This is a genomic window from Undibacterium sp. Xuan67W (genome assembly GCF_049340165.1).
Classification (GTDB): Bacteria; Pseudomonadota; Gammaproteobacteria; order Burkholderiales; family Burkholderiaceae_D; genus Undibacterium.
The window spans coordinates 81,270-93,340 of sequence record NZ_JBMPPN010000007.1 but is presented as its reverse complement, the minus strand read 5'-3'; the positions used below and the strand labels follow the sequence as shown (position 1 = coordinate 93,340).

At 47.1% G+C, this 12,071-nt stretch carries 11 protein-coding genes and 2 tRNA genes; 2 read left to right on the top strand and 11 right to left on the bottom strand.

The window, feature by feature from the left end; all coding sequences use genetic code 11:
* Positions 1–186: 186 nt before the first annotated feature.
* The 11 genes from ACO0LE_RS08620 to ACO0LE_RS08570 form a co-directional block, all read right to left on the bottom strand.
* Complete coding sequence (locus ACO0LE_RS08620; RefSeq protein WP_422959987.1) at positions 187–354, bottom strand: hypothetical protein; 168 nt, start codon at positions 352–354, stop codon at positions 187–189.
* A gap of 146 nt (positions 355–500) precedes the next feature.
* A complete protein-coding gene (locus ACO0LE_RS08615; RefSeq protein ID WP_422959986.1) occupies positions 501–1,043 on the bottom strand; it encodes a FixH family protein in 543 nt (180 codons plus the stop codon).
* A gap of 9 nt (positions 1,044–1,052) precedes the next feature.
* Positions 1,053–2,465 (bottom strand): cytochrome c oxidase accessory protein CcoG, encoded by a 1,413-nt coding sequence (ccoG, locus tag ACO0LE_RS08610; RefSeq protein ID WP_422959985.1) that lies wholly within the window; start codon positions 2,463–2,465, stop codon positions 1,053–1,055.
* A gap of 110 nt (positions 2,466–2,575) precedes the next feature.
* Positions 2,576–3,586 (bottom strand): cytochrome-c oxidase, cbb3-type subunit III, encoded by a 1,011-nt coding sequence (ccoP, locus tag ACO0LE_RS08605; RefSeq protein ID WP_422959984.1) that lies wholly within the window; start codon positions 3,584–3,586, stop codon positions 2,576–2,578.
* Positions 3,587–3,588: 2 nt separating this feature from the next.
* Positions 3,589–3,741: a cbb3-type cytochrome oxidase subunit 3 gene (locus tag ACO0LE_RS08600; protein WP_422959983.1), complete on the bottom strand. Its 153-nt coding sequence runs from the start codon at positions 3,739–3,741 to the stop codon at positions 3,589–3,591.
* Between the two features lie 105 nt (positions 3,742–3,846).
* Positions 3,847–4,464 carry a cytochrome-c oxidase, cbb3-type subunit II gene (ccoO, locus tag ACO0LE_RS08595; RefSeq protein WP_422959982.1) on the bottom strand — a complete coding sequence of 206 codons (618 nt, stop codon included), beginning with the start codon at positions 4,462–4,464 and terminating at the stop codon, positions 3,847–3,849.
* 23 nt (positions 4,465–4,487) lie between these two features.
* Entirely contained in the window at positions 4,488–5,927 is a 1,440-nt protein-coding gene (gene ccoN, locus ACO0LE_RS08590) for a cytochrome-c oxidase, cbb3-type subunit I (RefSeq protein ID WP_422959981.1), read from the bottom strand.
* Positions 5,928–6,138: 211 nt separating this feature from the next.
* Complete coding sequence (locus ACO0LE_RS08585; protein WP_422959980.1) at positions 6,139–8,061, bottom strand: SurA N-terminal domain-containing protein; 1,923 nt, start codon at positions 8,059–8,061, stop codon at positions 6,139–6,141.
* A 72-nt stretch (positions 8,062–8,133) separates the two neighbouring features.
* Positions 8,134–8,210, bottom strand: a tRNA-Asp gene (locus tag ACO0LE_RS08580).
* Between the two features lie 26 nt (positions 8,211–8,236).
* Positions 8,237–8,312 (bottom strand) — tRNA-Val (locus ACO0LE_RS08575).
* Between the two features lie 48 nt (positions 8,313–8,360).
* The gene (locus ACO0LE_RS08570; protein ID WP_422959979.1) at positions 8,361–8,633 is read right to left on the bottom strand and encodes an HU family DNA-binding protein; all 273 of its coding nucleotides are present in this window, start codon (positions 8,631–8,633) and stop codon (positions 8,361–8,363) included.
* A gap of 353 nt (positions 8,634–8,986) precedes the next feature.
* Here ACO0LE_RS08570 and purT point away from each other — a divergent pair, with 353 nt between their 5' ends.
* Positions 8,987–10,198, top strand: a complete 1,212-nt coding sequence (purT, locus tag ACO0LE_RS08565) for a formate-dependent phosphoribosylglycinamide formyltransferase (RefSeq protein ID WP_422959978.1) — start codon at positions 8,987–8,989, stop codon at positions 10,196–10,198.
* Between the two features lie 185 nt (positions 10,199–10,383).
* Positions 10,384–11,988: an L-aspartate oxidase gene (gene nadB / locus ACO0LE_RS08560; RefSeq protein WP_422959977.1), complete on the top strand. Its 1,605-nt coding sequence runs from the start codon at positions 10,384–10,386 to the stop codon at positions 11,986–11,988.
* The last annotated feature ends 83 nt before the right edge of the window (positions 11,989–12,071 follow it).

Here is a 12,071-nt window from a genome sequence, read left to right as displayed (position 1 = left end):
GCAATTAAGAGTAAAGCGACGAGCAATGAACAAATAGCCCGTATATTCTGTCAGATTGGGCATGATGATCTGTCCTTGATTCAAGCCGGATTTTCCGTCAAAACAACAGCGATGACGGGTCCACTTGGAAGGCGCATGCCATCTGCGTCTCTATGAAGTGATAGCGGTCTAATGAAAAATCCGGGTTCAATGTGTTTCCGTCATTAACAAAGCAGTTAAGCCACTGGATAACATTCCCAGCACCCAGAAGGAGAAAAAACCGATGGTGTAAACACCGGTAATATGTATCCTGATGCGTTCATCTAGAATGATCAACTCCATAGGATCAACCAGACTGAAAAATAAGCCCGTCATGACACAAGCCATTAAAAAAGCTGGCCACAACACGACCATCAATAATGATCGTACCCGTGTTTGGCGGTGAGTCGAATTGTGCGATTCCAAATCCTGTCCCCTTTTATTCAATGTCAAAGTTAACAGTCTCGATACTATGAGTAAAGTTATTTTGCTGCTTGTAGTTGTAAGGGCTTTTGCTCTGGATTAAACCAGTCACCTGTCAGACGCCATTCGCTTGTCTCCAGCTTGGCGTGAAATAACTTAACCTCATTGAATGACGATGATGATTGTGCTGGCAGATGACCTTCATAACTCCCCGGCACAATTTGCTTCAACGGCAGACGCCTGACTAACTCATTCACCGACGTTGCGTTTGCTGCGGCATTCGCCAGACTCAACTGAACTGTATCAGGCAATACACCGTTACCGGATAGCTGCATCAGTACACGTCCGGAGGAGTCTAATGTAATTGACGAGGTCAATTGAAGTGCTCGGGCACGGGCATCTCTTTGAATATCTTTATTGATCATCAAGCCTTGCTTGTAATAGTCCTCAGCAATAACTTTGTCGGCACCACGCCACGCAAGAAATCCTGTGAACAGACTTGCACACACCACAATCGCGGGCCCACCAACAACCAGCAGAAGCCAAGGTTCTTTGTACCAACGGTCGGCTTTTGGTTTTACCTGCATGAATATCGCACTCATATCATTCTCCTATTTTGGCACCAGGAACACAGCCTTTTCAGTGACTGTGATATTGGCAGCCTTACTATCCTTGACGATAAATCTGATACGGTTAGAGCCTGGCTCCGCCGCGCCGGGAGGTATGCGAACGCGCATTGGTATTGCTTTAGTCGTTGCCGCGTTAATACTCACCGTGGTCTCGCCTACGATGCGAATACCGTTGATACCTTTGACTTCAAACTGTACTTCTTTGGCAAGCTCTTCCGTATTCATGATCTGAATTTTGTAGACATTATCAATCGCACCGGTTTCCATCACACGCGGCATGCCACGGTCGCGGATCACATCCACTTTTAAAGGAACATGCAAAGCCAAAGACAGTCCGGCTGCGAGAATGATGAGGCCGAGAATACCGGAATAGACCAAGGTACGCGGACGAAAAACACGTCGCCACATCGCATTAGAATCAAGTTTTTTAGTCAATGCATGATCCGTGGTGTAACGAATTAAACCACGCTCATAACCCATCTTATCCATCACCTGATTACAACCGTCAATGCACGCCCCGCAGGCTATACATTCATATTGCAAGCCATTGCGGATATCAATTCCCGTTGGACAAACCTGTACACAAATACCGCAATCGACACAATCACCCTTGCCTTCCGCCTTATAATCGACTTTTTTATTTCGCGAACCACGAGGTTCGCCGCGTTCGGTATCGTAAGTAATTGTCAGCGTATCTTTATCAAACATCGCGCTTTGAAAGCGGGCATAAGGGCACATATATTTACAGACCTGCTCACGCATCCAGCCCGCATTGCCATAAGTTGCAAAACCATAAAATAGTAACCAGAACGTTTCCCATGGGCCGAGGGTAAAGCTGAATACTTCCGCTGCCAGTTGATGGATTGGTGTGAAGTAACCGACAAAAGTAAACCCCGTCCATAAAGATAAAATAAGCCATGCACTGTGCTTCAGTGATTTGATGCCAAATTTACGTGCGGAAATAGGGGAAGCATCAAGCTTGATACGCGCATTACGGTCACCTTCAAGTTTGGCTTCTATCCATAAAAATATCTCGGTATAGACCGTTTGCGGACAGGCATATCCGCAAAACAAACGACCAGCAACGGCGGTAAATAAAAATAACGATAATGCCGAGATCACCAGCAAGATCGCCAGATAAATAAAATCTTGTGGCCACAGAACCAACCCAAAAATATAAAATTTTCGTGTGACCAGGTCAAACAATACCGCCTGCCTGTCATTCCAGGTAAGCCAGGCGGTACCGTAAAAAAGAGCTTGAGTAAAAAATACCAGTACCCAGCGCCAACTGGCAAACCATCCATTTTGTGAACGCGGATATATTTTGCGACGCTCTTCAAATAAGGCTATTTCAGCCTCTTCTATCGGTACCGGTATGATGGGAATATGCTTCATAGTTTCTATCAAAGGAAGTGATGATAGGAATTGCGAATACCCTCGCAACAACATCAGCGCTTCTGATCATTCAGTGCCAGAACGACTGACACTGAATTTATTGTGACATCTTATTTTGCTGCATCTGATGTAGTGGCCGGAGCACTTGCAACTTCTGCTATTTGCTGAACGGCGGCCACCTCTGCTGTTTTTATCATTGCCGTCGGATCATTGGATAAACTCCACACATAAGCAGCGAGCAAATGAATTTTTGCAGGCGTCAAAATAGTTTTATGTGCTGGCATTTGATTATTACGACCTTTGTTAATAGTTTCCATCACGGTATCAATACTGCCACCATATAACCAGATTTTATCGGTCAAATTCGGTGCACCCAGTGCCTGTGTTCCTTTACCGTCAGCGCCATGACAGGCGGCACATGCTGCAAATTTGGATTTACCCAATGCGGCCTTGATCGGGTCATGAGTGGAATTGGATAAGCTCAATACGTAGTTGGCGACATTACGCACATCATCATCGGTACCCAACGCAGCACCCATCGGCGGCATTTGACCATGACGCCCCTCAGTAATTGTCGTCACAATCGTTTGAGGATCACCACCATATAACCAGTCACTGTCAGCCAGATTAGGATATCCCTTGCCACCTTGTGCATCAGAGCCATGGCACTGTGAGCAAGTATTCAAAAAGAGACGCTGACCAATTTCTTTTGCCTGCGGGTCCTTGGCAACTTCTTTGATGTCCATCGCCAGATACTTGTTAAAGATAGGTCCGTATTGCACTTCACCATCCGCCATTTCTTTTTCATACGCTCCAGCCTGACTCCAGCCGAAACTACCTTGCCGGTCACCAAGCCCAGGATAGACAATTAGATAGCCGATACTGTAAATAATGGTGAGATAAAACAACCACATCCACCAGCGTGGCAAGGGATTATTTTTCTCTGTTAAATCACCGTCCCATACATGACCCGTTGTTTCGGCCGGCAACGGTTTGCCGTCACTACCTATTTTTACTTTGACTGTAGATTGCGACCACAACAACAATCCACACGCAAAAATACTGATTGCAACCAACACTGCAATCCCTATACTCCACCATTGGTTAAAAAAATCTGCCATGATTATTTTCCGTTCTCATTCTCAATTGGCAAGCGTGCCAGCTCTTCGAATCGGGCTTTGTTTTTACTACTGAATGCCCAGTAGAGAATGCCCAAAAACACGATCAGGCTGATCACAGTCACAACACTGCTGACGATGGTGAAATTAATGTCCATGTTTCATTCTCTTCCTTAGAAATCTGACTTGCTAACAGTCGTGGAATCCGGATAACGACAACGCCATTAACAGGCATAGTTCAAATTGTCGTACCCTGAATTTCCTTAATTTTTATTTTTGATCGACGTACCTAAAATCTGTAAATAGGCGATCAATGCATCGAGCTCTGTTTTATCGGCAATCTCATCTGGAGCAGCCGCGATTTGCTGATCTGTATAAGGTACGCCCAAGGTTTTCATTGCCTTCAACTTCGGAGTGATCTCTGCTTTATCGAGTTTCGTTTTTGCCAGCCAGGAATACGAAGGCATATTCGACTCAGGAACAACTGAACGCGGATCATTCAGATGATCTCTGTGCCAAGCGTCGCTGTAACGGCCGCCAACCCGCGCAAGATCGGGGCCGGTACGCTTGCTACCCCACTGAAAGGGATGATCGTAGACAGACTCTCCAGCCACCGAGTAGTGGCCATAACGCTCGGTTTCTGCACGAAATGGACGAATCATTTGTGAGTGACAGCCATAGCAGCCCTCACGCAAATAGATATCCCGCCCGGCCAATTGCAATGGTGAGTATGGCTGCATCCCCTGCACTGGCTGCGTTGTCGATTTCTGGAAAAATAAAGGAACGATTTCTACCAGTCCACCGATGCTAATCGTCAGTATGACCAGTACCAATAACAATCCCACATTTCGCTCAATCAGATCATGAGTAAAATTACGCATATAAATTCTCCTTATTTCTCTGATCAGGCATGAGCCGCAGTTGGGCTCAACACGGGAATCGCATTATTGACAGGTTTTGCAGCAGCGACGGTTTTTACAACGTTATATGCCATCACCAACATGCCACTGAAATACATCAGGCCACCAGTCATACGAATGACGTAGTACGGATAGGTTGCCTTCACTGTCTCTACAAACGAATAAGTCAAGGTGCCGTCTTCATTCACTGCGCGCCACATTAAGCCTTGCATCACGCCAGCAATCCACATCGAAGCGATATATAAGACCACACCAATCGTCGCCACCCAGAAGTGCACTTCGATCAACCGCTTGCTATACATCTCTGTCTGACCAAATAATCGCGGAATCAAGTAGTACAAACTACCAATAGAAATAAATCCCACCCAGCCCAACGCCCCAGAATGTACGTGCCCAACAGTCCAGTCTGTGTAATGAGATAAAGCATTGACTGTTTTGATCGCCATCATCGGGCCTTCAAAGGTAGACATACCGTAGAAAGACAAGGAGACGATGAGAAAGCGCAGGATAGGATCAGAACGCAGCTTGCTCCAGGCACCGGATAAAGTCATGATGCCGTTGACCATGCCACCCCAGGAAGGTGCCAGCAAAATCAGGGAAAACACCATGCCGATAGACTGAGCCCAGTCAGGCAATGCGGTGTAATGCAGATGATGTGGACCGGCCCACATATAGGTAAAAATCAATGCCCAAAAGTGAACAATAGACAGTCGATAAGAATAAACCGGACGCTCGATTTGTTTAGGAATGAAGTAATACATCATGCCCAGGAAACCTGCCGTCAAAAAGAAACCGACTGCGTTATGCCCATACCACCACTGTACCATTGCATCTTGTACACCGGCATAGGCAGAATAAGACTTGGTCAGAGATACCGGAATAGCCGCGCTATTGACGATGTGCAATACGGCCACGGCGACGATAAAGGCACCATAAAACCAGTTGGCAACATAGATATGTTCGACTTTGCGCTTGACTAGCGTACCAAAAAAAACAATGGCATACGCAACCCAAACCACAGCGATCAGGATATCAATTGGCCATTCCAGTTCAGCATATTCCTTACCCTGGGTATAGCCAAGAGGCAAAGAAATGGCTGCTGCCAGAATAACGAGCTGCCAACCCCAGAATGTAAAGCCCGCGAGGGCATCAGAGAACAGGCGCACGTTCGAAGTACGCTGCACCACGTAGTAGGAAGTACCCATCAAGGCACAACCACCGAATGCAAAGATAACTGCATTGGTATGTAAAGGTCGCAGCCGCCCGTAACTTAACCAGGGTATTCCTGAAAACAACTCCGGCCAGGCAAGCTGTGAAGCGATAATCACGCCCACCAGCATACCAACTATTCCCCATACGACTGCCATGAGAGAGAATTGGCGCACTACGCGATAATTGTAAGAACCTTCTTTAGATATCGTCATGATCTCACTCTGTTAATAGAATTCATTGACAGGATAGCGAGCATGCTTAGACGCGATATTGATACAAATCAAAAAGTAGGAATTAGGAAAAGTTTTTAAGAAAATTTAAATCAATAATTTCCGTGATATCTGAATTTATTGAGCTTTTCATGCGTAAAGCAGACGTAAAAAAAGCACCTTACGGTGCTTTTTTTGCCAAGTCAGATCCGGCCTATTGCGGAGCTGCTGCAGGAGGAGCAGAAACAAGCGTCTTATTGATAGTGACTTTAGATTTTTGCTTAAGAGCCTCTACATAAGAGAACATATCGTTTTGCGCGATTGCATCAGCAAACTGCGATTGCTCAATTTTACGTCGTCCCGCATCTACCGTGCCTGCATTCACCTTCGCAATACGGTAAATACTATAACCAGAGCCAGGTGTTTCGACACCAACGAATGCGGGCAATTTTTGCAGATCGGCTTTCATCACTTCAGTAAAAACCGCTGGCGCAACATCTTGATTTTTCAAACGGGATACTGTCTTACTTTCTGAGAAACCAGCAGCATTGTCAGCCAATTTCAATGCCTTCAGTTTGTCCTCACCCGCTTTTTTTGCAAGAGCAACTGATTCTGTCAAAGTAACACGGGCCAGTATGATCGCTTTTACTTCTTCAAACGGACGTTTGCTCGCCGCTTTGTACTCAATGACACGACCGGAGACCAGTGTGCTAGGCGCCACTTCAACAGCTTCTGTGTTGTGTTTCTTCTTGACGGACTCATCAGAAAAAATCGCCTTCAAAAACTTTGGATTATTAAACAAAGCCACTGCTGGCAAAGCAGGATTCGGTTGACGGGTAAGCACATTGGTTGTTTGTACTTGCAGCTTCAGTTTATCGGCGACCGGCTTCAAGCTATCTGCCTGCTCGTAGACGGTATTGGTAAATGTTTCTGCTGCTTCAGCATAGGCTTTAGCTGCTTTTTGTTTTTTGATGTCTGCCACGATTTGTGACTTCATCTCTTCCAAAGACTTCACACTCGCTGGCTTAATCGCCGTCAACTGGATGATGTGATAACCGAATTCTGTTTGAACGAGCTCACTGATTTCACCTTGTTTCAACTTGAATGCAGTGTCTTCGAATGCTTTAGTCATTGCACCCTTACCGAAATAATCCAGATCTCCGCCACGCTCTGCTGACACCGGGTCCTGAGAATTTTCTTTCGCTAATTTTGCAAAAGATTCAGGGTTCTTGCGCACGTCAGCTAACAGCTTTTCAGCCTTTTGCTTGGCTGCCGCTTTATCCGCATCTTTTGCATCTTTGTTGGAGGCAATCAAAATATGGCTGGCACGACGCTGCTCTTCAGTCGTAGCAAATTTTTTATTTTGATCGTAAAAAGCTTGTACCTCTGCGTCGGACACAGTGATTTGCGAACTCAGCACTTCATTGTTCAATACAACATATTCAGCTTTGATGGTTTCAGGGATTTCAAACTGAGCTGAATTTTTTTCGTAGTAGGACTTCAACATCTCATCCGTCACTTTTACCTGTGAGGCAAAATCAGCTGACTGAAAATTCAGGGCCTGAACTTCCCTTTCCTGCTCGTTAATGACAGACAAAGAATTAGCGACCGTTTTTGGAACGATTGCAGTGGATTGTACGGCACCCAGCAATTGCTGAAGTGACATACTTTGGCGCAAGCGCTGTGCGTAGCTGTCTGGCGTCATGCCCTGCATTGCCAATAATTTTTTAAACTGCTCAACGTCACGAGTGCCATCAGGCTTGAGCAAAGCTGGCTCTGCCAAAATTGCCTGCTGCAATGCCTCATCAGATATGCTCAAGTGTTGATTAGCTATTTCGACATTAATCACTTTACGTGTGATCAGATCATCCAAAATATTTTGGCGAGCCTCAGCGGTATTCAACAACTTAGAATCGAACTGCGGGCCATACATTTGGCGCAGGCGCTCCAACTGGTCACGCTGAGTGGTATCAAACTCTTGCTGACTAATCGATTGTCCGGCTACCGTCGCAACAGGCTCATTTGCGCCGCGTGAACGTGTATAGCTTTCCAAACCAAAAAAGGCGAAAGAAGGGAAGATAATCAGCAGCAATAAAAACTGCATCAATCGTTGGTGTGTACGAATATACTCAAACATGGTCAACCGATCACTCTGACAAACTGTTACCGAATATGAAAAAAGGTGAACTTGCGTTCACCTTTTTAATCTTGGCGGAGCGGACGGGGCTCGAACCCGCGACCCCCGGCGTGACAGGCCGGTATTCTAACCAACTGAACTACCACTCCTTATGTACTGCAAATGCTGAAATTTGTGGTGGGCGCTGAGAGGCTCGAACTCCCGACCTAAGCCTTGTAAGGGCTCCGCTCTACCAACTGAGCTAAGCGCCCCATCAAATTTACAACAGTGTGGCGCTTGTCACTGCACCACGAAGTCCATTAGTTTACCGCATCTTTCAAAGCTTTGCCAGGCTTAAATTTAGGAACCTTAGCAGATTTGATCTTGATTGCTTCACCAGTGCGTGGATTACGGCCTGTTCTTGCTGCGCGTTTACCAACAGAAAATGTGCCAAAGCCGACCAGAGTCACTGTGCCACTTTTTTTCAATGTTGATTTAACTGCGCCAATCACTGCATCTAATGCACGTGATGATGCTGCCTTTGAAATATCAGCTGTTTTCGCAATGTGATCGATCAATTCAGTTTTATTCACTTACGTCCTCCTCACAAAAGTCTAGTTTAACTTCGCGATGATGTATTCGATTATTTATTGGTCGGCCATCTATCACGGCAGGCAGAAAATCTGCATCCAGTATTAAATCAAGCCGGAAAGCCTTGTGTCAAGCGGTTTGCAGCGTTTTCCTACAATCTTCTTGGGTTTTCTTTGTGAAATCAAAAGTATAATTTCGAAATTCGGATTTAGCATGCATATACCCTCAAAACAGCATAATCGGACAAGATAAGGCCTGTTGTTTTAAACCATCGAATCAAACTATTTAATCAAAACGCTATTTTTGATCGAAGAAATTATTCCGCAAATTAATCAATCATCCGGAGAAACAATTTATGAAAACCATACAGCAATTCGGCACACCTCTTTCCGTAAATGCGACCAAAGTCATGCTCCTCGGCTCGGGCGAATTAGGCAAAGAAGTCATCATTTCTCTGCAACGTCTGGGGATCGAAGTCATCGCAGTTGATCGCTACGAAAACGCGCCCGGACACCAGGTTGCGCACCGCGCCTATGTAATAGATATGACAGATGGCGCGGCACTTGCCAGCCTGATTGAAAAAGAGCGGCCCGATCTGGTCGTCCCGGAAATCGAAGCAATCGCTACGCCCATGTTGATGGAATTAGAAAAAACCGGCAAAGCCCGCGTCATCCCTACGGCTCGCGCTGCGTGGCTAACAATGAACCGCGAAGGCATTCGGCGTCTTGCTGCTGAAACTCTGGCTCTCCCGACCTCCCCTTATCGCTTTGCCGACAGCCTTGAAGAACTGCAGGCAGCATGCAACGAGATCGGCTTTCCGTGCATTATCAAACCAGTCATGTCCTCATCAGGCAAAGGCCAATCCAAGATTGATAGCGCAGATGAAGTGCAGGCTGCATGGGATTACGCAGCAGCAGGTGGTCGCGTGAACTCCGGCCGCGTTATTGTCGAAGGTTTCATTGATTTTGAATACGAAATCACCCTGCTGACGGTACGTGCAATGGGTCGCGATGGTCAGATCGAAACGCATTTCTGTGAGCCTATCGGCCATGTTCAAGTACAAGGCGACTATGTCGAGTCATGGCAGCCGCAAATTATGCATAACAAAGCATTAGAACGGGCTCGTGATATCGCAAAAAAAGTGACCGATGATCTGGGCGGAATCGGTTTGTTTGGTGTGGAATTATTCGTCAAAGATGAGATGGTCTGGTTTTCAGAAGTCAGCCCTCGCCCGCATGACACAGGCATGGTAACCATGTCGAGCCAGGTGCAAAGCGAATTTGAATTACACGCTAAGGCCATCCTTGGATTGCCAGTCAATGTCAGCTTGCGCAGTCCTGCCGCCTCTGCCGTCATCTACGGACAACATAACCACAAAGCGATTGCCTTTGAAGGCGTGGCAGAAGCATTACAGGTTGAAGGTACGGATATCCGCCTTTTTGGGAAGCCAGAGTCCTTTAGCCGCCGCCGCATGGGCGTGGCACTGGCAACAGCCAAAGATACCGATACGGCAAGAACGCTCGCTAAAGCAGCAGCGGCAAAAGTACGACCGGTGATTATTGATTGATATGTTGAGAAATCGAAAAAAATTTCTGGACGCATACCACTGAGTAAATATTTGACATCCCTAAAAGCCTGCTCTGCCAGGCTTTTGTTTCAGCTTAGCATTTTGTGTGTTTCCTCCAACTTTCTTGATTTCGCCTATAGTTAGTGTTTTCATCGTTGTTTGTTCAACATGCTCAAAGAATATATATGAAATTTGATGTTGCAATTGTAGGCAGTGGCCTCGCTGGTTTATCCGTCGCGCTGCATCTCGCCAAAACGCGTAAAGTCGCAGTGATTTCAAAACGCGCCTTGCTTGATGGCGCCAGCGACTGGGCACAAGGTGGCATTGCCGCAGTACTTGATTCGCACGACAGCCATGAACAACACATCTCCGACACATTGATCGCCGGTGGCGGCTTGTGTGACGAAGGTGCCACCCGCTACATCATTGAACATGGCCGCGAAGCGATTGACTGGCTGATTGAGCAAGGCGTGCCATTCACACGCGACGACGACGCCGAACTGGGCTTCCATCTGACTCGTGAAGGCGGCCATAGCCAGCGCCGTATCATTCATGCAGCCGATGCGACGGGTCACGCCGTACAATTGACTCTGGAGCAAATCGTACGTGCACATCCGAATATCAGCTTGTTTGAACATCACTACGCCATCGACGTCATTACCTCCGCCAAACTGGGCGAGACCTCGGCAACCCCGCGCTGCCTGGGCTTGTATGTACAAGATGTTAAAACTGGAAAAGTACATACCTTTGAGGCGCAGCATACGGTGATGGCGACTGGCGGCGCGGGTAAGGTCTATCTCTATACAACCAATCCGGATACGGCGACAGGCGACGGCATTGCAATGGCATGGCGCGCTGGCTGCCGTGTTGCGAATATGGAGTTCATGCAATTTCACCCAACTTGTCTGTATCACCCTTACGCTAAATCATTTTTGATCACCGAAGCTGTACGCGGCGAGGGCGGCATTCTCAAACTGCCCGCCGAAGCTGGCACGAGTGCCGGTGCGCGTTTTATGCTGGATCATGATGCACGCGCAGAACTTGCGCCACGCGATGTAGTTGCGCGGGCAATTGACTTCGAGATGAAAAAGCGCGGGCTAGATTATGTTGAACTGGATATCACACATCAGCCACCGGAATTTTTAAAAGAACATTTTCCGATGATTTATGCTCGCTGCCTGGAGCTGGGTATCGACATCACAAAACAAGCTATTCCCGTCGTCCCTGCTGTGCACTTCACCTGCGGCGGCATCGTCACCGACACGACTGGCAGAACGGATTTACCGGGCTTGTACGCCGTTGGCGAGACTGCTTATACCGGACTGCACGGAGCGAACCGGCTTGCCAGCAATTCTTTGCTCGAATGTCTGGTCATTGGCAAAGCCACAGCCCAACATATCGCAGCACAAGAACAAACTGCCTCACCAAACCTGCCCGCCTGGGATGAAAGCCGTGTATCCGATGCCGACGAAGAAGTCGTGATCGCCCACAACTGGGATGAGTTGCGACGCTTTATGTGGAATTACGTTGGTATCGTCAGGACCAATAAACGACTGGAGCGCGCCAAGCACCGTATCCGTTTGCTGAAGGAAGAGATCGACGAGTACTACGCGAATTTCCGTATCTCAAACAATTTGCTTGAATTGCGGAATCTGGTTGACGTCGCCTCACTGATCGTGAATAGCGCGCTGTCGCGTAGAGAAAGCCGTGGCCTACATTTTAGTCGCGATTATCCGGATACGTTGCCAAAAGCGCTGCCGACAGTCTTATCACCGAAGCGAAAAAAATAGTCTGCAGTACTACAAAAATCAAAACGCGCTACCGTGTTATCGCCAACACCGTAACGCGTTTTTTATCTATTTTGGATTACAGC

Excerpts from the sequence above, each read along its gene's own strand:
- ACO0LE_RS08620 (WP_422959987.1), bottom strand. The coding sequence starts at position 354 with ATGACGGGCTTATTTTTCAGTCTGGTTGATCCTATGGAGTTGATCATT.
- ACO0LE_RS08615 (WP_422959986.1), bottom strand. The coding sequence starts at position 1,043 with ATGAGTGCGATATTCATGCAGGTAAAACCAAAAGCCGACCGTTGGTAC.
- ccoG (WP_422959985.1), bottom strand. The coding sequence starts at position 2,465 with ATGAAGCATATTCCCATCATACCGGTACCGATAGAAGAGGCTGAAATA.
- ccoP (WP_422959984.1), bottom strand. The coding sequence starts at position 3,586 with ATGGCAGATTTTTTTAACCAATGGTGGAGTATAGGGATTGCAGTGTTG.
- ACO0LE_RS08600 (WP_422959983.1), bottom strand. The coding sequence starts at position 3,741 with ATGGACATTAATTTCACCATCGTCAGCAGTGTTGTGACTGTGATCAGC.
- ccoO (WP_422959982.1), bottom strand. The coding sequence starts at position 4,464 with ATGCGTAATTTTACTCATGATCTGATTGAGCGAAATGTGGGATTGTTA.
- ccoN (WP_422959981.1), bottom strand. The coding sequence starts at position 5,927 with ATGACGATATCTAAAGAAGGTTCTTACAATTATCGCGTAGTGCGCCAA.
- ACO0LE_RS08585 (WP_422959980.1), bottom strand. The coding sequence starts at position 8,061 with ATGTTTGAGTATATTCGTACACACCAACGATTGATGCAGTTTTTATTG.
- purT (WP_422959978.1), top strand. The coding sequence starts at position 8,987 with ATGAAAACCATACAGCAATTCGGCACACCTCTTTCCGTAAATGCGACC.
- nadB (WP_422959977.1), top strand. The coding sequence starts at position 10,384 with ATGAAATTTGATGTTGCAATTGTAGGCAGTGGCCTCGCTGGTTTATCC.